Origin of the sequence: Phenylobacterium conjunctum, assembly GCF_042679085.1 — a bacterium.
In the GTDB taxonomy this organism is placed as follows: domain Bacteria; phylum Pseudomonadota; class Alphaproteobacteria; order Caulobacterales; family Caulobacteraceae; genus Phenylobacterium; species Phenylobacterium conjunctum.
Window position 1 is genome coordinate 57,097 of the sequence record NZ_JBHTLQ010000009.1, and the last position, 20,496, is coordinate 77,592.

General features: G+C 68.3%; 23 protein-coding genes. 5 read left to right on the forward strand and 18 right to left on the reverse strand.

Annotated elements, in window-relative coordinates:
* Window positions 1–13: 13 nt before the first annotated feature.
* Both ACFQ27_RS05940 and ykgO read right to left on the reverse strand, forming a co-directional pair.
* A complete protein-coding gene (locus ACFQ27_RS05940; RefSeq protein ID WP_374348434.1) occupies window positions 14–628 on the reverse strand; it encodes an HAD family hydrolase in 615 nt (204 codons plus the stop codon).
* 7 nt (window positions 629–635) lie between these two features.
* Window positions 636–761, reverse strand: coding sequence for a type B 50S ribosomal protein L36 (gene ykgO / locus ACFQ27_RS05945; RefSeq protein WP_111513452.1), 126 nt, complete (start codon window positions 759–761; stop codon window positions 636–638).
* Window positions 762–1,080: 319 nt separating this feature from the next.
* Between ykgO and ACFQ27_RS05950 the strand changes: the two genes are divergently transcribed.
* Complete coding sequence (locus ACFQ27_RS05950; RefSeq protein WP_377352955.1) at window positions 1,081–2,445, forward strand: lytic murein transglycosylase; 1,365 nt, start codon at window positions 1,081–1,083, stop codon at window positions 2,443–2,445.
* A gap of 20 nt (window positions 2,446–2,465) precedes the next feature.
* On the opposite strand, the gene ACFQ27_RS05955 is transcribed toward ACFQ27_RS05950, so the two are convergent.
* Complete coding sequence (locus tag ACFQ27_RS05955; RefSeq protein WP_377352956.1) at window positions 2,466–3,773, reverse strand: MFS transporter; 1,308 nt, start codon at window positions 3,771–3,773, stop codon at window positions 2,466–2,468.
* Window positions 3,774–3,887: 114 nt separating this feature from the next.
* Here ACFQ27_RS05955 and motA point away from each other — a divergent pair, with 114 nt between their 5' ends.
* Entirely contained in the window at window positions 3,888–4,757 is an 870-nt protein-coding gene (gene motA, locus ACFQ27_RS05960) for a flagellar motor stator protein MotA (protein WP_374348441.1), read from the forward strand.
* Between the two features lie 110 nt (window positions 4,758–4,867).
* Here motA and ACFQ27_RS05965 read toward each other — a convergent pair whose 3' ends face one another.
* Together ACFQ27_RS05965 and purE are read right to left on the reverse strand one after the other, a co-directional pair.
* On the reverse strand, window positions 4,868–5,947 hold the full coding sequence (locus ACFQ27_RS05965) for a 5-(carboxyamino)imidazole ribonucleotide synthase (RefSeq protein WP_377352978.1): 1,080 nt from the start codon (window positions 5,945–5,947) through the stop codon (window positions 4,868–4,870).
* Window positions 5,944–6,435, reverse strand: coding sequence for a 5-(carboxyamino)imidazole ribonucleotide mutase (gene purE, locus ACFQ27_RS05970; protein ID WP_374348448.1), 492 nt, complete (start codon window positions 6,433–6,435; stop codon window positions 5,944–5,946). Before purE ends, ACFQ27_RS05965 begins: the two co-directional genes overlap by 4 nt.
* A gap of 119 nt (window positions 6,436–6,554) precedes the next feature.
* Between purE and ACFQ27_RS05975 the strand changes: the two genes are divergently transcribed.
* Complete coding sequence (locus ACFQ27_RS05975; RefSeq protein WP_374348450.1) at window positions 6,555–7,274, forward strand: GGDEF domain-containing protein; 720 nt, start codon at window positions 6,555–6,557, stop codon at window positions 7,272–7,274.
* Window positions 7,275–7,280: 6 nt separating this feature from the next.
* Here the strand turns inward: ACFQ27_RS05975 and ACFQ27_RS05980 are convergent, their stop codons facing one another.
* The 4 genes from ACFQ27_RS05980 to ACFQ27_RS05995 form a co-directional block, all read right to left on the reverse strand.
* Window positions 7,281–8,042: a thioesterase domain-containing protein gene (locus ACFQ27_RS05980; protein WP_377352957.1), complete on the reverse strand. Its 762-nt coding sequence runs from the start codon at window positions 8,040–8,042 to the stop codon at window positions 7,281–7,283.
* Window positions 8,043–8,052: 10 nt separating this feature from the next.
* Window positions 8,053–8,271, reverse strand: a complete 219-nt coding sequence (locus ACFQ27_RS05985) for a YdcH family protein (protein ID WP_374348454.1) — start codon at window positions 8,269–8,271, stop codon at window positions 8,053–8,055.
* Between the two features lie 72 nt (window positions 8,272–8,343).
* Window positions 8,344–8,790: a TIGR02444 family protein gene (locus tag ACFQ27_RS05990; protein ID WP_377352958.1), complete on the reverse strand. Its 447-nt coding sequence runs from the start codon at window positions 8,788–8,790 to the stop codon at window positions 8,344–8,346.
* Window positions 8,790–9,404: a UbiX family flavin prenyltransferase gene (locus tag ACFQ27_RS05995; RefSeq protein WP_374348458.1), complete on the reverse strand. Its 615-nt coding sequence runs from the start codon at window positions 9,402–9,404 to the stop codon at window positions 8,790–8,792. The genes ACFQ27_RS05990 and ACFQ27_RS05995 overlap by 1 nt, the downstream gene beginning before the upstream one ends.
* Before the next feature lie 129 nt (window positions 9,405–9,533).
* Between ACFQ27_RS05995 and ACFQ27_RS06000 the strand changes: the two genes are divergently transcribed.
* Complete coding sequence (locus ACFQ27_RS06000) at window positions 9,534–9,707, forward strand: YdcH family protein (protein ID WP_374348459.1); 174 nt, start codon at window positions 9,534–9,536, stop codon at window positions 9,705–9,707.
* 60 nt (window positions 9,708–9,767) lie between these two features.
* Here ACFQ27_RS06000 and ACFQ27_RS06005 read toward each other — a convergent pair whose 3' ends face one another.
* The 8 genes from ACFQ27_RS06005 to ACFQ27_RS06040 form a co-directional block, all read right to left on the reverse strand.
* On the reverse strand, window positions 9,768–10,436 hold the full coding sequence (locus tag ACFQ27_RS06005) for a DUF1013 domain-containing protein (protein ID WP_377352959.1): 669 nt from the start codon (window positions 10,434–10,436) through the stop codon (window positions 9,768–9,770).
* Window positions 10,437–10,544: 108 nt separating this feature from the next.
* A complete protein-coding gene (locus ACFQ27_RS06010) occupies window positions 10,545–10,850 on the reverse strand; it encodes a DUF1153 domain-containing protein (protein ID WP_377352960.1) in 306 nt (101 codons plus the stop codon).
* The gene (locus ACFQ27_RS06015) at window positions 10,837–11,604 is read right to left on the reverse strand and encodes a hypothetical protein (RefSeq protein WP_377352961.1); all 768 of its coding nucleotides are present in this window, start codon (window positions 11,602–11,604) and stop codon (window positions 10,837–10,839) included. Before ACFQ27_RS06015 ends, ACFQ27_RS06010 begins: the two co-directional genes overlap by 14 nt.
* A complete protein-coding gene (locus ACFQ27_RS06020; RefSeq protein ID WP_374348467.1) occupies window positions 11,601–12,044 on the reverse strand; it encodes a hypothetical protein in 444 nt (147 codons plus the stop codon). The genes ACFQ27_RS06015 and ACFQ27_RS06020 overlap by 4 nt, the downstream gene beginning before the upstream one ends.
* 344 nt (window positions 12,045–12,388) lie before the next feature.
* On the reverse strand, window positions 12,389–13,516 hold the full coding sequence (gene ribB / locus ACFQ27_RS06025) for a 3,4-dihydroxy-2-butanone-4-phosphate synthase (protein WP_374348469.1): 1,128 nt from the start codon (window positions 13,514–13,516) through the stop codon (window positions 12,389–12,391).
* Window positions 13,517–13,528: 12 nt separating this feature from the next.
* The gene (locus ACFQ27_RS06030; RefSeq protein WP_377352962.1) at window positions 13,529–14,116 is read right to left on the reverse strand and encodes an NADPH-dependent FMN reductase; all 588 of its coding nucleotides are present in this window, start codon (window positions 14,114–14,116) and stop codon (window positions 13,529–13,531) included.
* Window positions 14,113–15,861: a class I adenylate-forming enzyme family protein gene (locus ACFQ27_RS06035; RefSeq protein WP_377352963.1), complete on the reverse strand. Its 1,749-nt coding sequence runs from the start codon at window positions 15,859–15,861 to the stop codon at window positions 14,113–14,115. Before ACFQ27_RS06035 ends, ACFQ27_RS06030 begins: the two co-directional genes overlap by 4 nt.
* 113 nt (window positions 15,862–15,974) lie before the next feature.
* Window positions 15,975–17,300 (reverse strand): acyl-CoA dehydrogenase family protein, encoded by a 1,326-nt coding sequence (locus ACFQ27_RS06040; protein WP_374348475.1) that lies wholly within the window; start codon window positions 17,298–17,300, stop codon window positions 15,975–15,977.
* A 264-nt stretch (window positions 17,301–17,564) separates the two neighbouring features.
* Here ACFQ27_RS06040 and ACFQ27_RS06045 point away from each other — a divergent pair, with 264 nt between their 5' ends.
* Window positions 17,565–18,785, forward strand: a complete 1,221-nt coding sequence (locus ACFQ27_RS06045) for a serine hydrolase domain-containing protein (protein WP_374348478.1) — start codon at window positions 17,565–17,567, stop codon at window positions 18,783–18,785.
* Here the strand turns inward: ACFQ27_RS06045 and ACFQ27_RS06050 are convergent.
* Window positions 18,727–20,331: an MATE family efflux transporter gene (locus tag ACFQ27_RS06050; protein ID WP_374348481.1), complete on the reverse strand. Its 1,605-nt coding sequence runs from the start codon at window positions 20,329–20,331 to the stop codon at window positions 18,727–18,729. The two genes, ACFQ27_RS06045 and ACFQ27_RS06050, sit on opposite strands and share 59 nt — an antisense overlap.
* Between the last annotated feature and the right edge of the window lie 165 nt (window positions 20,332–20,496).

Here is a 20,496-nt window from a genome sequence, read left to right on the forward strand (position 1 = left end):
CACGCACCGGGTTCTACAGGAGACCGTGAGCCTCGAGCGCCGGGCGCAGGGCGGCCGGATCCGTGAAGTGCAGCACGCGGAAACCCAGGGCCTGCGCCGCCTCGATATTGTGCGCGCTGTCGTCCACGAACAGGGTCCGGGCCGGGTCCAGGCCGAAGCGCGTGGCTGCCCGGCGGAAGATTTCCGGCTCGGGTTTGATCACCCCTTCGTCGCCCGAGACCACGAAGCCCGCGATATGGGCGAAGGCCGGGCTCATGGCGATGGTGCCCGCGAACGTCTCAGCCGACATGTTGGTCAGGCCGTATTGCGCCACGCCCCGGTCCGCCAGGGCGTGAATGGCCGCCTCGGTCTCGGCGATGGGACCAGAAAACATCTCCCACCACCGGGTCTCCCAGGCGTGGATCTGCTCGGCGTATTCGGGAAAGCGGGCCAGCAGGCCCTGCCGATTCTCGGCGAAGGTCACACCCCGGTCATGGGCGAGGTGCCAGTCCATGGTGCAGACATGGCTAAGGAACCGGTCGAGTTCGGCCGGTTCCTCAAAGACCTTTTCGTAGAGCGTGCGCGGGTTCCAGCGCACGATGACGTTGCCGACGTCCCAAAGCAGCGTCGTCGCCGCCGGGACGCCCAAGACGTCCTCAGCCCTGCTTGGCTTTGAAGCGCGGGTCGGTCTTGTTGATGATGTAAACCCGGCCCTTGCGGCGCACGAGCTTGCAGTCGCGGTGGCGAGTCTTGAGCGACTTAAGCGAGCTTCTGACCTTCATGACCGTATTCTTCTGCGGGGCCGTCGCCGGCCCGGTGGTGAAACAGGAGGGCGCGCATATACGGTCGCAGGCCTTTTGAGTCAACGGCGTCACGGGCTCCGATGACGATCTGAGAGGCCGCGCCTGGGACATCTATCCACGAACCACACGAACCACACCAACAATGTCATCACAGTCCGGCGCGCAGCGCCCATTTGGCGTTTCGCCCCCAAGAACCCACGTTCGTGTGGTTCGTGTGGTTCGTGGACCCACCCGTCTTGCTTCCCCCCTGACGGGCTTGTGATTGAGGCGCCCGTCCCCACCGGCTAGGGTCACTCCCATGGCCCGACGATCCTTTGACCGCCGAACCTTTGTCGCCCTGCTGCTGGCAGGCTGCGCGGACCCGACGCCGAACCTGGTGCCGCAGGTCACGCCCCTGCCGCAGACCCCGACGCCGCAGCAGCCCCAGCCGGTCGCCCCGCCCACCGAGTCGGGCTCGATGAGCTTCGACGCCTGGTCGCGGCAGTTCTATGAGCGCGCCGTCCGCGCCGGTCTGCCCGCCGACCTCTTGACCCGCGAGATGGCCGGCCTGGTCCCCGACCCGCGGGTCATCACCCTGGACAGCCGCCAGCCGGAATTCGCCAAGCCCTTCGGCGACTACATCAAGGGCGTCATCAGCGACGACCGCATCGCCATCGGCCAGCGCAAGCGCGTCGAGCTGGCCCCGATCACCGCCGACATCGAGGCCAAATACGGCGTCCCCGGCGACGTGGTGCTGGGCATCTGGGCCGTGGAGACCGCCTTCGGCGGGACCATGGGCAGTTTCGACGTCATCCGCTCCATGGCCACCCTGGCCGCCGACGGCCGCCGCCGCCAGTGGGCCGAGGACCAGCTGATGGCCGCCCTGAGGATCATCGGCCAGGGCGAGTTCCCCAGGTCCCAGCTCTATGGCTCCTGGGCCGGGGCCATGGGCCAGACCCAGTTCATCCCCACCACCTTCCTGTCCACCGCCGTGGACGAGGACGGCGACGGCAAGCGCGACATCTGGGGCTCCCGCGAGGATGCGCTGGCCTCGGCGGCCAACCTGCTCTCCAAGGGGGGCTGGGTGCGCGGCCAGGGCTGGGCCCGCGAGGTCACGGTCCCCGACGGCTTCGACTACGCCCTGACCGAAGGCCCGCGCGAGACCCCCGACTGGTGGGCGCGCCTGGGCGTGGTCCGCGCCGACGGCCTGCCCTGGACCACGGCGGACCAGACCGCCAAATGCATGCTGATCGCCCCCACCGGCGCCCAGGGGCCGAAGTTCCTGCTGCTGCCGAACCACTTCGTGATCCGCAAGTACAACAACGCCACCACCTATGCCCTGGGCGTGGGCCTGTTGGCCGACCGCTTCGGCGGCATGGGGCCGCTGGTTCAGGCCTGGCCGTATGAGACGGCCCTGTCCACCGCCGACCGCATCGCCTCTCAGAAGGCCCTGGCGGCTCTGGGCTTCGATCCCGGCCAGCCGGACGGGGTGATCGGGGTCAACACCCGCGCCGCCCTGCGGGCCTGGCAGAAGTCCCGCGGCCTGATCGCCGACGGCTATCTCTCGATGCAGATGGTCGGCCTGCTCAAGGCCGAAGTCCCCTGGGTCTCGCCCACGCCGCCGCCCGCGGATCCGGTTCCGCAGGCGCCGACGCCCGGCCCTGCGCCGCAGGCGCGGCGCTAAGGCGCCGAGCCTTAGGCCACCTACATCCCCCCCTCGTCCTCCTTCTCCAGCGTCGCCGCCGCCTGGTCTTCCAAAGTCGCGGGCTTGGGGTCGGCGTTGCGCAGCTGGGGGTTCACGAAGGCGTAGGCCAGCATGGCCAGCATCATGGTCATGTTCAGCAGGAAGGGCGCGGAGTGGTAGTGCTCGTAGAGCCAGACAAAGGCCGGGGCGAGCACCACATTGACGCCGTTCACCGCGGCGATGGCGCCGGCCACCCGGGCCTGTTCGCCCATGTCCACCGCCAGAGACGAGCCGGCCGTGAAGCCCGGCCGGGCGAAGCCGAAGCCCAGGCTTGAGATGGCGTAGCCCGCCACCACCGCCCAGTAGTCCGGCGCGAACGCCACCAGCAGATTGCCCGCCGCCGCCACGCCGACGCCCCAGCGCAGCAGCTGGCGCGGCGTCATGTCGAACATGCGGATGATGCCCCACTGGGCCAGCAGGCCGGCCACCGCGCCGAACATCATGGCGATGGCGATGAAGCCCTGGGCCTGGGTCGGCGACATGCCCAGCTTGTCGATGATCAGGAAGCCCAGAGTCTGGCCCTGGGCGGTCTGGCTGACCGCGACGATGAAGCCATAGATCAGGAAGGGCGTGATCCGCGGATCGCGCCACATGGGCCGCTCCTTCTCGCCGGCGAAGGCGTGGGTGCGGGCCTCGTACTTCGGCCGATGCTCGCTCTCGGGCAGCTTGCGCCAGACCACCACCAGCATGGTCAGGGCGATCAGCGAGAACATGGCCATCGGCCCGGCCAGGCCCAGGACCGGCAGGATGAACAGGGGCGCGAGGAAGGGGCCGATCACGGTGCCCAGACCGAAGGCGCCGGCCAGGCTCGACATCGACTGGGTCCGCTGGGCGACCGGAGTGTGCTCGGCCACATAGGCCTGGGTGGCCGGGTTCGAGGCCGCCCCGAACAGGCCGAATAGCGCCCGGGCCAGAAGGAACAGGACGAAGATCACCATCCAGTTGGCCAGCTTGTGCAGGCCCGCCGAGACCACGATGGCGCAGGCGGCCATGGACACCGCAAACCCGCTCAGGCCCAGCAGCATCAGCGGCTTTCGACCGTACTTGTCCGAGGCCTGGGCCCAGAAGGGCGACGAGAACGCCCACAACAGGGCCGACAGCGAGAACACCCCCGCCACCAGGAAGTCCGGAATGCCGATGGAGCGCCCGATGGCCGGCAGCACCGAGATCATGCCGGTATTGCCCATGGCCGTGACCAGGGACACGCAGAAGATGATGGCGAAGGACTGCTTCGGCAGACCTCCCGGGGCGGCGAGGGTCTTTTCCATGGGCCTAGGCTGTTAAGCCGCGCCGGGCCGGTGCGCAAATCTAGATGTCCTTACGACGCATTAAGCATTCCGCCCGATGCTTTAGCCTGTTCGGCTCCCGGGGACGTCTTCCGCATGTTTCAGATCATCGGCATCGTGCTGCTGTTCGGCCTGGTCTTCGGCAGCTTCCTCATGTCGGGCGGCAGCCTGGCGCCGATCATCCACGCCGCGCCGCACGAACTGATGGCCATCGGCGGGGCCGGCGTCGCCAGCTTCCTGATCGCCAACTCCATGACCGTGGTGAAGGGCGCGGGCGCTGGCATGGGCAAGGTCTTCGCCGGTCCCAAGTGGAAGGCCAGCGACTATCGCGACCTGCTCTCCCTGCTGTTCCTGCTGACCAAGACGATGAAGTCCAAGGGCGTCATCGCCCTGGAAAGCCACATCGAGAACCCGCACGATTCGACGATCTTCTCGCGCTACCCGAAGATCATGAAGGACCACTTCGCCATCGACTTCATCTGCGACACCCTGCGGATGATGACCATGAACCTGGAGGATCCCCACCAGGTCGAGGATGCGATGGAGAAGCAGCTCGAAAAGCACCACCACGAGGCCCTGGCCCCGGCCCACGCCATCCAGTCCCTCGCCGACGCCCTTCCGGCGCTGGGCATCGTCGCCGCCGTGCTGGGCATCATCAAGACCATGGGCGCCATCAGCGAGCCGCCGGAAGTCCTGGGTGAAATGATCGGCTCGGCCCTGGTCGGCACCTTCCTGGGCGTGTTTCTGGCCTACGGCCTGGTCGCGCCCTTCGCGACCCGGATCAACCAGATCGTCGAAGAAGAAAGCGCCTTCTACAAGATCATCCAGGCGGTGCTGGTCGCCCACCTGCACGGCAACGCCGCCCAGATCTCCGTCGAAATCGGCCGCGGCAACGTCCCCTCGGGTTCGCAACCGAGCTTCCTGGAACTCGAAGAAGCCCTCTCAGCCATCCCGAACGAGGCGTAACGCCTCCACAGCGTCACCGGCCAAGGCATAGACCCCAATCCGCAATTCATTCGCATTTGCGCGAATTGGGGTTCAATACCACTTCATCAAGCGGCTAAATCTGCGACGTCTCAGAGCGGCCGCAGCCGGTTCACATGGCCCATCTTGCGGCCAGGCTTGGTCTCGCGCTTGCCGTAGAGGTGCAGCCGCGCGTCGGGCTCACCGGCCAGCTTGGCCCAGTGATCGGCCTCTTCGCCCAGCAGGTTGATCATCTCCACCCGCGCCAGCGCCGCCGTCGGGCCCAGCGGCCATCCGGCCACGGCGCGGATCTGCTGCTCGAACTGGTCCACCTCGCAACCGTCCTGGGTCCAGTGTCCGGTGTTGTGGACGCGCGGCGCGATCTCGTTGACCAGCAGCCGTCCGTCGGCCAGCTCGAACAGCTCGATGCCGATCACGCCCACATAGTCCAGGCTGGTCAGGATCTGGTGGGCGATCCGCTCGGCCTGGGCCGCGGTGTCCGCGCTGACCTGCGCCGGCGCCATGGTCTGGCGCAGGACGCCCTTCTCGTGGTGGTTCTCACCCAGCGGATAGACCGCGATCTCGCCGTCGCAGCCGCGTGCGGCGATCACCGAAAGCTCGCGCACGAAGTCGGCGGGGGCTTCGACGATCACCGGCTTGCCGCCCAGGGCCGCAAAGGCGCGGCCGGCGTCGGCGGCGTGCTCCACCCACATCTGGCCCTTGCCGTCATAGCCGTCGCGGCGGGTCTTCATCAGCGCCGGCGCGCCGATCTGCTCCAGCGCCTGCGCCGCCTCCAGGATGTCGTCGGCCTTCGCAAACGCCACCGTCGGTGCGCCGGCCTCGTTCAGGAAGGTCTTCTCGGCCACGCGGTCCTGCGCCACCGCCAGCGCCTTCGCGCCCGGCGCCACGCGCACGCCCAGGGCCGTCAGCCGCTCAACTGCGCCCGCGGGCACGTTCTCGAACTCGAAGGTCACCACGTCGGCCAGCTCGGCCAGGGCCGTCAGGGCGCGGGGATCATCATAGGCGCCGACGATGGCGTGCGCGGCCACCCGCGCCGCCGGGCTGTCCGCCTCGGGCTCCAGGATCGCCACGTCGAAGCCCAGCCTCGCCGCCGCCAGGGCCAGCATCCGTCCCAGCTGGCCTCCGCCAAGGATGCCGATGGTCGAGCCCGGGGGAAGCGGCGTCATGCTCAGTCCTCGACCGTCTCGGCCACGCTGTCGGTCAGGGCCTTGCGGAACAGCGCCAGGCGCTGGGCCAGGGCGTCGTCGGACAGCGCCAGGATCTGCGCCGCCAGGAGCCCTGCGTTCTTGGCGCCAGGCTCGCCGATCGCCAGGGTGCCCACCGCGATGCCGCCGGGCATCTGGACGATGGAATAGAGGCTGTCGACACCCTTCAGGGTCTTGGACTCGATCGGCACGCCCAGCACCGGCAGGTCGGTCAGGGACGCCGTCATGCCCGGCAGGTGCGCCGCGCCGCCGGCGCCGGCGATGATCACCTTGAAGCCCGCGGCCTTGGCGCCCTTGGCGAAGGCGTACATCCGGTCCGGGGTGCGGTGGGCCGAGACCACCTTGGCCTCATAGGCCACGCCGAGCGCGTCCAGCATGTCGGCCGCAGCCTTCAGGGTCGGCCAGTCAGACCGGCTGCCCATGATGATGGCGACGGGCGCGGGCGAAGCGCTCATGAATTGGCCCCTTTCCGGAAAGGCGGGGAGTATAGGCGCCGGCTTTGCGCCCGCAACCAAGGACGGCTAGGATTCTTAATGGCCCGGCTTCCGGGTGATTCTGACGGAACAACGATCTGATGAAGGTCACCGGCGCCCGCAGCGAGACGTTCTCGGCGATCCGCAAGCGCGCCCTCGCCAAGGCGGGCGCCTACGCGACCGCCGCCGCGCCGGCGCCGGCGGACAAGACCGCCTTTCTGGGCCTGACCGAGGCGGACCTGACCCCGGCTGTCCAGCAGGCGGTCAAGACCTTGCTCACCGAGATCGACGACCTGCGCGGCGAGGTCTCGCGGCTGAAGGCTCGCCTCGCCGAGGCCGAGGAGCTGGCGGATCGCGACGCCCTGACCCCGGTGCTCAACCGCCGCGCCTTCGTGCGGGAGCTGGGCCGCATCCGCACCTTCGCTCAGCGCTACGGCTCGCCCGCCAGCCTGGTCTATTTCGACATCGACGGCTTCAAGGGCGTCAACGACCGCTATGGCCACGCCGCCGGCGACGCCGCCCTGCAGGCCGTCGCCGCGCGCCTGGCCGCCAATGTCCGCGAAAGCGACATCGTGGGACGCATGGGCGGCGACGAGTTCGCGGTCATCCTGGCCCAGGCCGATCGCGCCACCGCCGAGGCCAAGGCCCGGTCCCTGGCCCACGAGATCGAGAAATCGCCCATCGAGTTCGGCGACTGGACGGCCCCGATCCACATCTCCTACGGCGTGCGCGAGATCAGCCAGACCCAGGAGCCGGAAGAGATCGTCGCCGAGGCGGACGCGGCCATGTTCCTGCGCAAGCGCGAAGTCCGCGCGGGCTGAATCGCCTCAGGGCGCCGCAAAGATCTCGCCCGCCGCCGCCATCAAGGTTGAATAGTGCGACTGGCCGGTCAGGACCCGCACCTGTCGCCGCCCTGGATCTTGCGCCGCCAGGGCCTGGCTCATGCCCAGCGGCGCCCAGGTGTCGGCCGCCCCGTGCCAGAGGGTCATGGGCGCGCCTAGGCCGGCGAACCGGTCAGGCGGCGTGCGGACATAGGCGCGGAGATCCCGCCGGTAGCCGACCGCGCCCTGCCCCAGGCTCTGGTTCATCGCGGATGTCAGGATGCGGCGGAACTCCGCGCTGCGCGCCAGGCCGGCGTCTTCCCCCGCGGCGGAGGCGAACAGCTGGTCGAGCAACAGGTCCGGCGCGCCGCGCGCCACAAGACCCTGCGCCCAGGTCAGGACCCGGAACGCCATGGCGTTGTCCCTGGCCAGCCGGAAGACCGGGCCCCCCGCCATCTGGGGCAGGAAATCGCCAAGGCCCAGGGGCGCGGCGGGCGAGATCAGGTCCAGCGCGGGGTCGCGGTCGGAAAGCCTGAGCGCCACCTCACAGGCCACGAAGGCGCCAATGGAGAAGCCGACCAGCCGCAAGCCGCCGTCGGGCCAACGCCGCCGGATCTCCTGCGCCAGGTGGTCATAATAGCGCTCAGCCGAAAGTTCGGGGCGATCCCGGTTGCGGTCCGGGGCGAACAGGTCCGCGGGCAGCGGCGGCAGGAGCCCAAGCTCCAGCCGCGCGCCGGGCTGGCCATGGAAGTAGGCGGCAGGCCTCAAGCGATCAGCCCTAGGCGATGATGTCCGGGGTCAGCAGGTCCTTCAGACGCGCGATCTCGTCCTTCAGCAGCAGCTTCTTCCGCTTCAGGCGGCCGATCACCATCATGTCGGGCATGGTCATGGCCGCGATGGCCTGCACGGCCACATCCAGGTCCGCATGTTCCTGGATAGCCGTGTTGAGCCGGGCCCGGATCGCATCTTCGGGCTCGTCGGCCTGGTTCTCGTTCATACGCACGCCCCGCTACGCCAAGCTCAATGATGGGGAAACGTAACCGTTACGGCAAGCGGCGTGACACCCGGTTCAGGTGAGCGGCCCGGCCAGCCGCGCCAGGGCGTCCAGGGGCGCCGTGCGGCCCCAGGCGGCGGAGGCGGCTTCCAGGGCCGCCAGCGCCGGGACGCCGCCCTTGTGCTGGCCCACCAGGTCGGCGAGCGTCTCCATGAGCAGCCGTTCGGCGTGCAGTTCGGCGGCCTTGATGTCCTCGCGCAGGGCCAGGCGGGCGCCCGCGTCCACGGGCGCGAAGTCCGCCTTCAGCCGCCGCCGCACGGTGCGGATGGGCGACAGCACCTCGGCCTCCCAGGCCTTGGCGAGCGCCGCGCCCTTGGCCAGCACCTCGGCCGGCGGGCCCTCGGCCCAGATCGCCCAGAGCAGGAAGGGCGTGTTCTGGCCGTGGGCGTCCTGCAGGGCCAGGCAGGCGTCCGGCACGTCCGGCCGGGCATAGGCTTCAAGGGTCCAGGACCAGATCGACATCAGGCGTCTCCCGCGACAGGGCCCACGTCCTGGCCCCAGCGCTTCACGCCGCGCCAGGACAGGCCGAACAGATCCAGCGACCGGCCGACCGACTGGTCAACCATCTCCTCCAGCGACTGGGGCTGGGCGTAGAAGGCCGGCAGGGGCGGGGCGATCACCGCGCCCATCTCCGCCAGCCGCACCATGGTGCGCAGGTGGCCCAGGTGCAGGGGCGTCTCGCGCACCATCAGCACCAGGGTGCGCCGCTCCTTGAGCGTCACGTCGGCGGCGCGGGTCAAAAGCGACGAGGTCACGCCGGTGGCGATCTCGCTCATGGTCCGGACCGAGCAGGGCGCGATGATCATGCCCAGGGTCGGGAAGGAGCCGGAGGCGATGGAGGCGCCGATATCGCCGGGCTTGTGCGACACTTCAGCGCGGGCCTGGACCTCCGCCAGGGTCAGCTTGGTTTCCTGAGCGACCGTGAGGGCGGCGGCCTTGGACAACACCAGGTGGGTCTCGACGCCCAACTCCTTGCAGGCGTCCAGCACGCGAAGCCCATAGATCACGCCGCTGGCCCCGGAAATCCCCACCACCAGGCGCTGTGGTTCGGGGCGATCACGTCCGGATTCGGCCATTAAGGATGCTCCCGCGCCTGCAAATCGGGCGCCCGGTTCGCCGGGGCCTCTGCAAAGATATGTGATCTGACAGGCCAGACCAGCGGGTGTTCACTTCGCAGGTCGTTCAATGGAAGGAGACTTGTAGTCATGGCCGTTGAAGCCCGCATCCGTAACCTCGGAACCCGCCACCAGACCCTGGACGAGGCGATCCGAGACGAGACGAACCGGCCGGCGTGCGACGATGTAAGGCTCCGAGAGCTCAAACGGCAAAAGCTGAAGCTCAAGGAAGAGATGGAGGCCCTGAAGGCCCGCATCCACTAGGTCCAGTAAAGGCCAGGCGCCCTCCCCCCGCGCGGCGGCGGGAAGGCGCCTAAGGGCCCATCAGTCCTCTTCGCCGTCCTCGTCGTCGTACAGGGGCTCTTCAGCCACATAGGGCTGTTCCGCCTGATCGAGGGGCACGCCGGTCTCAGAGGCCGGCTCCAGGGTCGGGCCGTCGACGATCCCGCGGCGGGCGTCATCCTTGGCCTTCCTTTCCGCCGCCTTCTTCACCACCGCGTCCAGCTCCAGCTGGGTGGCGAGACCGAGGGTCACGGGATCCACCGGCTTGATGTTGGCCGAATTCCAGTGGCTGCGGGTGCGCACCTGGTCGATGGTGGCCTTGGTCGTGCCGAGCAGGCGCGCGATCTGGGCGTCCGCCACTTCCGGGTGGTTGCGGATGAACCAGGCGATGGCGTCCGGACGGTCCTGGCGGCGCGACACCGGGGTGTAGCGCGGCGCCTTCTTCACCGGCTTAAGCAGCTCGGCATGCCGACTCTTTTGGGCTCGCATCCGGTACTTGTCGTTGTTCTGGGCGGCGTCCAGCTCCTCGCGGGACAGTTGGCCATTGGCGATCGGGTCGGCGCCGCGGATGTCGCGCGCCACTTCACCGTCGGCGATGCCCTTCACTTCAAGCGGGTGCAGGCCGCAGAAGTCAGCGATCTGATCGAAGGTCAGCGAGGTGTTGTCGACCAGCCAGACGGCGGTCGCCTTCGGCATCAGAATGTCGGTCATGGCGTGTTCCTAAAATGACGGCGCCCGGCCTTTCGGCCGGGCGGTGCATTAAGCGGGTTCTCATATAGGCCGGTTTGCGCCCAAGGAAAACGCAGAATCTGAAAGCCTTTACGCGCGGCGACGCCGCCCCGTCGAGCGGTAGGCCTTGGCCATGGTCACCCGCAGGCCCGGAACCCCGTGGCGGTCGAACATCATCAGCCAGTTGGCGATCTCCTCCATGGTCAGGCCATAGCGGGCCTGGGCGGCCTCCAGGGTGATCAGACCCGATCGGATGGCGACCACCAACTCGGCCTTGCGGCGCGGCACCCAGCGGTCGATGTCCGCGGGCGGAAGGTCCTCGGCCTTCAGCCTCAGGCCGAGCGGGCCGATCACCGACATGGGTGGGGGTGCGACGCGCTGTTCAGAAACGGACACGGTGGCGCAGCTCCATGAGGATGTCGTCCCGGTGTCCGAAGATGACGCCGACGAAGGCGGTCAGGGCGGCGAGCGCGACCAGCACCCAGGCCGAAAGGGTGACCAGCCGGTCGCCGCAATCGCGCCAGCGCCGGCCGCGGGCCGACCGCGGGGGGGCGGCCGGCCCGGGCCCGCTTACCGGTCCCGGCGACTGGAGAGGTCCCGGCCGGGGCGGCGGCGCGGACTGGGGCGAGGCGTCGTGGCGAACGCCCCTCAGTTCCGCGTCGAGCAGCACCCAGACTTCGCGCAGGCGGGCGGCAGTCTGGAAGGCGGTGGTTTCGCCATCGAAGGCGGCCAGGCGGATGGAGGCGACCTCGTCCTCGATCTGCGGCCGCAGGGCCTGGACGCCGTTATAGGCGTAGAGCGCGCCCAGCTCGATCACATGGGCGCAGGCGTTCAGCACCCGCCGCGGGGGCTCATCGGCCACCCCATCGACGATCACCACCCGCCCGCGCACCGTCTCATGCAGCAGGGCCAGGCCCGCCAGGGCCCGGTTGGACGGGATCCAGGTCTCGCTGACCTCCGCGGACCTGAACCAGCCGGCGCTGAACTCCAGCACCCGCTCGGCGAACACGTCGACCACGCAGTACTCGATGACCTTCTGGTTATAGCCCCGGTATTGGAGCCGCTCGCAGAAGAACAAGGGGTTGCGCGGGAACACGGGGCTCACGCGGTGCAGGGGGAAGGGAATGACCTTGTCCGCCGCCGCGCTCACGAGGCGCCGCCCCCGGGACGCAGGCCGCGGGGCTGCAGCGCCTCCAGCAGGCGCCCGCGCTCGATCCGCACCGTATAGGAGGCGCCCGGACCGGCGGAGAGGACGCCGTTCTGCTCCAGGAGCCGCAGCTTACGCCGCACGGTCTCGCGCGGGATCCCGGTCATGTTGGCGATACTGAAGGCCGAGAGGCTGGCCTGGACCTCGGCCAGGGAGACCACCCCGCCGTGCGAGGCCTCGTTCACCGCCTCGGTGGCCGCGGCCAGGATGAAGGCCATGTAGACGAAGACGGCGTCGGAATCGTTGCCGCACCGCCGCCGCCAGGTCAGGGTCAGGTGAAAGAGCAGGCTGGCGTTGTGGTGAAACTCATAGGCCCTGGAGCCATCGTGGCGCGAGAGAAGGCCGTGCGTCGGCCCGAGTTCCGACAGCGCATTGAAGCCCATGACAACTCATCCCTCGCGAGAACTTTTCCCGTCTCGCGAGAAACCCGGATTGGGTATGCGTGGCAATAGGCTCGGCGCCCAACTTGGACAGATTGTCGCTCACAGTGAGCAGAATCAGGCTTTCGAAGCTAATTTTCTCAAGTACGCGGCGCCGCCGTATAAGAATTCCATAGGGATCGACCTGCCTATCGCCGCTTCCGGCGATACTGTCCCAGCCGCAAGCGCACCAAATATTGTGCGGCGACTCTTATGGCCAAGCTTGGCGCTTTGGGAAAGGCGCCACTTCTGGCGCCTGACCTCAAGTATGATCTGAACGACTTAGAAGAACGTCGTTCTTCGCATCCTCATCCCAGGGTCTGGCGACCCAGGATGCGCAGACCGTAACCGGCCGAGCCAGGCAGGACGGTGGAGGAGTTGGAGAGCAGGGTGATGTCGCGCACCCCCAGGTCGACCAGGATCTGGGCGCCGACGCCGTAGTCCCGCAGGACGTTGGCGCCGTGGTCCACATTGGCGCCGGCGCCATAGCGCTCGGACAGCCAGGCCGGGTTGCTGTCGCGGATGAACACCGCGACACCTGCCCCGTCATAGTCGGCGATGGCCTGCAGGGCGGCGGGCACATAGTCCCGGCGCGCCTCCACATGGCCCAGCATGTCGGCGGCGAAGTCGACGCGGTGCATGCGCACCAGGGTGGGCTTGTCCGCCTCGATCCGGCCCTTGGTCAGGACCACGTGCTCGGTGCGGTCCAGGATGTTGCGATAGATGACCATCCGGAACTTGCCGCCGAAGGCGGACTCGAACGGGGTCTCCAGCACCCGCTCCACCTGGCGCTCGGTGCGCCGGCGATAGGCGATCAGGTCGGCGATGGTGCCGATCTTCAGCCCATGCAGCTGGGCGAAGCCGACCAGGTCGGGCAGGCGGGCCATGGACCCGTCGTCCTTCATGATCTCGCAGATCACGCCGGCGGGGTTCAGGCCGGCCAGGCGGCTGATGTCCACGGCGGCTTCCGTATGGCCGGCGCGCACCAGCACCCCGCCGTCGCGGGCGACCAGCGGGAAGACGTGGCCGGGGGAGACGATGTCGTCCGGGCCCTTGGTCGGGTCGATGGCCACGGCCACGGTGTGGCTGCGGTCATGGGCCGAGATGCCGGTGGTGACCCCTTCCTTGGCCTCGATGGAGACGGTGAAGGCGGTGCCCATGCCCTCGCGGTTCTCCGCGGCCATGGGGGGCAGGCGCAGGGCGCGGGCGCGCTCCTGGGTGATCGACAGGCAGATCAGGCCGCGGGCGAAGCGGGCCATGAAGTTGATCTGGTCCGGCGTCGCGAACTGGGCCGGAATGATGACGTCGCCCTCGTTCTCGCGATCCTCGGCGTCGACCAGGATGTAGGGCCGGCCGTTGCGGGCGTCCTCGATGATGTCCTCGATGGGCGAGATCGCCGAGCGGACGGCGTCCTCGGCCGATTGGGAGATCGTCATCTGGGCCTTCCTTTACTGCTGCGCGGCCAGGCGCATCTTGGCGAACTCCAGCACCTGCTGGCCGACGGTGGCCAGCTGCCAGGCGTCCTTCGGATCGACGGGCTCGCCGTCGGGGCCGAAGGAGGAGGAGGTCGCGTTGAACGCCGCGCCATACGGCGTCGGCCAACCCCGCAGGGCATGTATGACCGACCGCAGGGTGGTCAAGGAGGTTCCCGCCGCCTGCCAGCCGTTGGCGGTGATGATGCAGCCCACGGCGCGGTCGGTGAAATAGGGCCGCTCGTCCTTGGCCAGGGCCTCCAGGGTGTCGAGGGCGTTCTTGATCACGCCGGAGATCGAGCCGTGATAGCCGGGGCTGGCGACAATGACCCCGTCGGCCATGCGCACCGCCTCGATCAGCTCCAGCTGCTCCGGGGTGGTTTCAGGCGCGGATGGGTTGAAGATCGGCAGCCTGGCCAGGAACTCGCCGCCCAGCAGAGTGGTCTCGGCGCCGTCGGCTTCCGCGGCCCGCAGGGCGACCAGGAGCGCGCGCTCGGTGGAGGAGCCGGGACGGATGGTCCCTCCGATGCCGATGATCTTCGGCCGGCGCGCGCTTGAGGTCATTCCTGCTCCTCGAATACCTTCTTCAGCTCGGTCTTGAGGATCTTGCCGTTGGCGTTGCGAGGCAGGGTCTCAGGCCAGAAGGCCACCTTGACCGGCACCTTGAACGCCGCCAGCCGCTGCCGCACCCAGTCGCGCAGCTCGGCCTCGGTGGCCGAACCGCCCGATTTCAGGTGCACCACGGCCGCCGGTTCCTCACCGAGCGTCTTGTGGGGGACGCCGACCAGGGCGGCGTCCATGACGTCCGGATGGTCGTACAGCACATTCTCGACCTCGACGCAGTAGATGTTTTCACCGCCCCGGATCAGCATGTCCTTGGCCCGGTCGATGATGAAGCAGAAGCCCTCCTCATCCACCCGGGCCAGGTCGCCAGTGCGCAGCCACCCGTCCTTGAAGGTCTCGGCGGTGGCCTCGGGCTTGTTCCAGTAGCCCTTCACCACGTTGGGACCCTTGACCCACAGCTCGCCGACCTCGCCGACGGCCAGCTCTGTCGCGCCGTCGAGGCTCAGGATCTTCATCTCGCCCGTAGGGGCGGCCGGTCCGCAGGACTCGGGGCGCACCTCATAGTCCTTGCCCAGGTGCGAGGCGAAGGTGGCCGAGGTCTCGGTCATGCCCCAGCCATTGCCCGGCAGGGAGCCGGGGAAGGTCTCGACGATCTTGCGCACCAGCTCCGGCGCCGAGGGCGCGCCGCCATATGTGACCTGGTTCAGGGAGGACAGGTCGAACCGTTCGCGGGCCGGATGCTCGATCAGCTGCCAGGCGATGGTCGGCACCCCGCCGGTGGCGGCGACCTTCTCGCGCTCGATCAGCCGCATGCCCTCCTCCGGCTCCCACTTGCGCATGAAGACCAGCTTGCCGCCGGCGTTCACCGCTGGCGACAGGGTCGCGTGGCACCCGGTGGCGTGGAACAGCGGCACCACCAGCAGGGTCACCCGCTGAGGCGCGGTCAGGGGATCGACCTCCGGCGGCTCCTCCCCGCGGCGCAGGAAGTTGCGGGCCGCGGCGATGCCGCTGGCCATGATGTTGGAGACGATGTTGCGGTGGGTGCCGAGCGCCCCCTTGGGCTTTCCCGTCGTGCCGGAGGTGTAGAAGATCGTCGCGTCGTCCTCCGGCTCCAAGGCCACGTCGGGAATGGGCGCGTCGGGCAGGTTGGTCCAGGCGTTCACCGGGCCGATCACGTCCTCCAGCCGCCGCACGATGGCGGGGGGCTTAGCGCCGGCCGGCAGGCGCGAGACATAGGCGCGCACGAGGTCCGGACAGTTGGCCAGGTGGTCGCCCAGGCGCTCCATCCGCTCGGCGTCCATCAGCACCACCTTGGTCCCGGAATCGGTCAGGCCGTATTCCAGCTCCGCGCCGGTCCACCAGGCGTTCAGCGGCGTGACGATCGCGCCCACCAGGGCGGCGGCGAAGAAGGCCACCGGAAACTCCGGCAGGTTGCGCATGATCACGGCGACCCGGTCGCCCTTGCCCACCCCGTCGGCCTGCAGCTGGCGGGCCAGCGTCAGGGTGGCGCGGGCGAAGGCGTCGAAGGTCGCGCGCTCATCCTCGTGCACCATGAACTCGCGCGGCCCAAAGGCGCGACCGTTCAGGAACACCTCGCGCAGGGTGGCCGGCGCGTTCTTCCAGGTGCGGGTGGGAATCCCGCGGATGACCTTCTCCTCCATCTCATAGCGCTGGCCCGGCGCGGTCAGGCGGGCGTGGGCCTCGGCGATGGTCATGGCGGGCCAGGCGGCGGTGTCGGCGGGCATTCGGCGTCCTTGAAATGCTCGATATCGAAAATGGCGGCTTTAAATGCAGAGGGCGGCCCCGCGAACGGCGCCGCCCTCCTCAGTTAAGCTTGGTCCGGCGTCGCCGGGAAGCCTCAGGCGTCGGCCTTGCCCCGCTGGGCGGCGTAGGCTTCCTTGATCTCGGTCAGTTCCTTGGCGTAGCGGGCCTGGGCTTCCTCGCGCAGCTTCGGGATGTGGTAGTTCGGGAACAGGTCGTTGTCCGGCCGATAGTCCTTGAGCACCTGCTTGGCCAGGGTGACCTTGTGCACCTCGGTCGGCCCGTCGGCGATGCCCATGACCAGCGAGCTGGTGACCATGTGCATGAAGGGCATTTCGTTGGAGACGCCCAGCGCGCCGTGCAGGTGGGCGGCCTTGGTGGCGATGTCGTTATAGACCTTGGGCATCGCGACCTTGATGGCGGCGATGTCCTTGCGGACCATGTTGTAGTCCTTGTGCTTGTCGATCAGCCAGGCGGTGCGCAGCACCAAGAGGCGGAAGCTTTCCAGGGCGATCCAGGAATCGGCGATCTGCTCCTGCACCATCTGCAGGTCCGACAGTCGGCCGTCGCGGGTGGTGCGCGAGACGGCGCGGCGGCACATCAGATCCAGGGCGTGCTTGCAGGCGCCGACGGTGCGCATCGCGTGGTGGACCCGGCCGCCGCCCAGGCGAACCTGGGCGATGACAAAGGCCGCGCCGCGCTCGCCCAGCAGGGCGTCGTAGGGGACCCGCACATTGTTGTAGCGGACATAGCCCTCGTTACCGCCGCCGATCTCGCCGCCCGCGCCCACGGCCACGTTGCGGATGATCTCCACCCCGGGGGTGTCGGTGGGCACCAGGAAGATCGAGGTGCGCCGGTAGGGGTCCTTGGCGTCCGGATCGGTGATCGCATAGACCACCAGCACCTTGGCCCACTTGGCGTTGGTCGAGTACCACTTCTCGCCGTTGATCACCCACTCATTGCCGTCCAGCACGGCGCGGGTCTTGAAGGTCAGCGGATCGGAGCCGCCGGTGGGCTCGGACATGGAGAAGGCCGAGCGGATCTCGCCGTTCAGCAGCGGCCAGAGGTACTGTTCCTTCTGCTTGTCGGTGCCGTAGTGGGCGATGATCTCGGCGTTGCCCGTGTCCGGCGCCTGGCAGCCGAAGATGGTGGGGGCCAGGCCGTTGCGGCCCAGCTTCTCGTTCATCAGGCCGAGCTTGAGCTGGCCATAGCCCTGGCCGCCGAGCTCCGGACCCAGGTGGCAGGCCCACAGGCCCTGCGCCTTCACCTTCTCCTGCAGCGGCCGGATCAGCTTCTCGCGGCCGATGTGGCCGTGGGCGACGATGCCGAGGTGGCTGATCGGCTCGACCTCCTCGCGCATGAACTCCTCGATCCAGTCGAGCTTCTTCTGGAACTCCGGATCCGTCTCAAAATCCCAAGCCATGACGACCTCCCATATCGCGCCGTTGAATCGGCAAAATTTAGAAAACTGGGTATGCAATGAAGCGCATGCATCCCAAAAAGCCTCGACCCGCCAGCCCCTTAAGCTTTCGGATCATACCCTAGTATCAAACCGTCGTTTGAAATGCGCAACGCTAGGGAAGCCGGAAAATCCACAAAATCGGCGCCGGCCCGTACCTGATCATTGAAAACTTGCGCGCCTTGGCCTCACCTCGCGGCCAACAAGACGAACAGGGAAGGAAGCCCCATGACCAAGCCCGAAGCCCTGGGCTTCTCCAGTGAACGCCTGCGCAAGCTCGACGCCTTCCTGGCCGCCAAGTACGTGGAGCCGGGCCTGATGCCCTGCGCCCAGGTGCAGATCGTGCGCAAGGGCCAGTTGGTCCACCAGACCGTGCTGGGCCACGCCGACCGCGAGCGGGGCCTGAAGGCGGCTGAGGATACGGTCTATCGCATCTATTCCATGACCAAGCCGATCACGAGCCTGGCCTTCATGATGCTGGTGGAGGAAGGCGCCGTGGCGCTGGATGATCCGGTCGCCCGCTTCATCCCGGAGTGGAAGGCGCTGGGCGTCTACGCGGCCGGGACCGGCCCCTATATGTCGACCCCGCCCGCGCGGCCCATGCAGATGGTCGACCTGCTGCGCCACACCTCGGGCCTGACCTACGATTTCCAGAGCCGGACCAACATCGACGCGGCCTATCGCAAGGCCAAGATCGCCCAGATGCATGGCCCCCTGGACTTCGACGGCACGGTGGCCGAGCTGGCCAAGATCCCCCTGGAGTTCTCGCCGGGCGAGGCCTGGAACTACTCCATCTCCACCGACATCCTGGGGATCCTGGTGGAGCGCATCTCGGGCCAGAGGTTCCAGGATTTCCTGGCGCAGCGGATCTTCAAGCCGCTGGGCATGACCGAGACCGGCTTCCAGGTCCAGGAGCATCAGCGCGCCCGGTTCGCCGCCTGCTACAACGCCGTCCCCGGCGGCCTGAAGCTGCAGGACGACCCGGCCACCAGCGCCTATCACAACACGCCCAGCTTCCACTCGGGCGGCGGCGGTCTGGTCTCCACCGCCCACGACTACATGCGATTCTGCAAGATGCTGGCGAACGGCGGCGAACTGGATGGCGCCCGGCTGATCGCGCCGCGCACCCTGAAGCTGATGGCCTCCAACCACCTGCCCGGCGGCCAGGACCTGACCCATCTGTCGCGGTCGCTGTTCTCCGAGGCCACCAACGCCGGGGTCGGCTTCGGCCTGGGCTTTGCGGTGACCTTCGATCCGGTCAAGGCGATGATGCCGTCCAGCCCCGGCGAGTTCTATTGGGGCGGCGCGGCCTCCACCGCCTTCTGGATCGATCCGGTGGAGGACATCGCCGTCGTCTTCATGACCCAGCTGATGCCCTCGTCGACCTATCCTATTCGGCGGGAGCTGCGGACCCTGGTCTATTCGGCGCTGATGGAGCCGAACCAATAAGCGCCTCGCGGGAGGCCTCGGCCGCGGCTTCGGCGGCCTCGGTCTCCTCGACGCCTCCGGGCAGGCTCTGGCCCAGGTCGGGGACCTCCCCGCGGGGCGTGGTGTCCAGCAGCCGCGCCTTGCGCCACGGCCCCCAGCGGTACCAGGACGTCGACATCAACAGGAGGGCGCCCGCGCCCACGGGGAAGCTCCACCAGATGGCGTTGGCGCCCAGGTGCGGCTCCAGCAGCATGGCGAAGGGGATGCGGATCACCCAAAGCGCGATCAGCATGGCCACCAGCGGCGGCGTCACCGAGCCGGTGGCGCGCACGATGCCCGACAGGACAAACGACACCCCCATCGGGATGAAGGCCCACAGCACGATCGAGTTGATGTGGATGGCGATGGGGATCGAGGGGCTGCCCGCCGGCAGGAACAGCCGCATGACGATGGGCTCGATCACATAGATGATCAGGATCGGCCCGGCGCTGAGCGCCGCGGCGTAGCCCGACCCGATCAAGGCCACGCGGTCCACCCGGTCCATCCGGCCCGCGCCGACGTTCTGGGCCGCCATGGACGACACCGCCATGCCCAGGGCCATGGCCGGCATTTGGACATAGTTCCACATCTGGATCGCCGCGCCGTAGGCGGCCGCGGTCTGCGAGCCGTAGCCGTTCACAAACCGGGTCATGATCAGGGCCGCGCCGGAGACCACCAGCATCTGCATGCCCATGGGCAGGCCCTTGGTGACCAGGCTGCGCATGATGGTGAGATCAGGCTTGAGCAGGGGCCAGTCCTGGCGCTTCAGGATCAGGATCGAGTCCTTGCGCCACAGCCAGGCGATGATCAGGCCAAGCGTGATGGTCTGGCTGACCAGGGTGGCGGTGGCCGAGCCGGCGATCCCCATCTGTGGGAACGGGCCGATGCCCAGGATCAGCAGCGGGTTGAGGGTCACCTCCATCGCCACGGCGAACAGCGAGAAATAGAACGGGGTGCGTGAATCCCCCGTCCCCCGCTGCGCCATCTGGATGAAGGAGAAGAAGTACATGAACGGGATCGCCATGAAGATGACGCGCAAATAGATGATCGCGTCGATCTTGGCGTCCGGCGGGGTCTGCATGGCCGTCAGGATGGCCGGGGTCAGGGTGTAGCCTAAGAGGCCCACCAGCATGGACACGCCCAGGAAGAAGACGATGGCCGTGCCGATCACCCGCTTGGCCAGCGACCGGTCTCCGGCGCCGATGGCCTGGCCGATCATCAGGTTGGCGGCCATGGTGATGCCGAACACGGCGCCCAGCATCAGGAAGAAGATGGTGTTGGCGTTGGTGGTGGCGGTCAGCGCCGCCGGCCCCAGGGCGTGACTGACCCAGACCGCGTTGGCGGTGCCGTTCATCGACTGCAGCACATTGGTGCCCAGCACGGGCAGGGCGAACATCACCAGGGTCCGGCCGATGGGACCGGTGGTCAGGTCCGGCATGCCGCGTCGACCACCAGGACCGCCGGGACGCATGCCATGGGGACCGCCCGGGCCGGGGGCGGCCGCTTCCTGCTTTACTGACGCGTTCAATCCCGTCCCCTTGCCGGCGCAGGTGCGCGCCACCCGAGGTCCGCGCACGTGATCGGCTAAATGTCCGCGGCGCGGCCGACTGCGCTTCGGATATGCGAAGGCCGGGCCGACGCTAAGTCTAGGCGCCCGCCCCTGTGGCCTCAAGCACGGGCGTTGCGAAAAAGC

Coding starts and splice junctions, on each gene's coding strand:
- ykgO (WP_111513452.1), bottom strand. CDS start 761: ATGAAGGTCAGAAGCTCGCTTAAGTCGCTCAAGACTCGCCACCGCGAC.
- ACFQ27_RS05950 (WP_377352955.1), top strand. CDS start 1,081: ATGGCCCGACGATCCTTTGACCGCCGAACCTTTGTCGCCCTGCTGCTG.
- ACFQ27_RS05955 (WP_377352956.1), bottom strand. CDS start 3,773: ATGGAAAAGACCCTCGCCGCCCCGGGAGGTCTGCCGAAGCAGTCCTTC.
- motA (WP_374348441.1), top strand. CDS start 3,888: ATGTTTCAGATCATCGGCATCGTGCTGCTGTTCGGCCTGGTCTTCGGC.
- purE (WP_374348448.1), bottom strand. CDS start 6,435: ATGAGCGCTTCGCCCGCGCCCGTCGCCATCATCATGGGCAGCCGGTCT.
- ACFQ27_RS05975 (WP_374348450.1), top strand. CDS start 6,555: ATGAAGGTCACCGGCGCCCGCAGCGAGACGTTCTCGGCGATCCGCAAG.
- ACFQ27_RS05985 (WP_374348454.1), bottom strand. CDS start 8,271: ATGAACGAGAACCAGGCCGACGAGCCCGAAGATGCGATCCGGGCCCGG.
- ACFQ27_RS05990 (WP_377352958.1), bottom strand. CDS start 8,790: ATGTCGATCTGGTCCTGGACCCTTGAAGCCTATGCCCGGCCGGACGTG.
- ACFQ27_RS05995 (WP_374348458.1), bottom strand. CDS start 9,404: ATGGCCGAATCCGGACGTGATCGCCCCGAACCACAGCGCCTGGTGGTG.
- ACFQ27_RS06000 (WP_374348459.1), top strand. CDS start 9,534: ATGGCCGTTGAAGCCCGCATCCGTAACCTCGGAACCCGCCACCAGACC.
- ACFQ27_RS06005 (WP_377352959.1), bottom strand. CDS start 10,436: ATGACCGACATTCTGATGCCGAAGGCGACCGCCGTCTGGCTGGTCGAC.
- ACFQ27_RS06020 (WP_374348467.1), bottom strand. CDS start 12,044: ATGGGCTTCAATGCGCTGTCGGAACTCGGGCCGACGCACGGCCTTCTC.
- ribB (WP_374348469.1), bottom strand. CDS start 13,516: ATGACGATCTCCCAATCGGCCGAGGACGCCGTCCGCTCGGCGATCTCG.
- ACFQ27_RS06030 (WP_377352962.1), bottom strand. CDS start 14,116: ATGACCTCAAGCGCGCGCCGGCCGAAGATCATCGGCATCGGAGGGACC.
- ACFQ27_RS06035 (WP_377352963.1), bottom strand. CDS start 15,861: ATGCCCGCCGACACCGCCGCCTGGCCCGCCATGACCATCGCCGAGGCC.
- ACFQ27_RS06040 (WP_374348475.1), bottom strand. CDS start 17,300: ATGGCTTGGGATTTTGAGACGGATCCGGAGTTCCAGAAGAAGCTCGAC.
- ACFQ27_RS06045 (WP_374348478.1), top strand. CDS start 17,565: ATGACCAAGCCCGAAGCCCTGGGCTTCTCCAGTGAACGCCTGCGCAAG.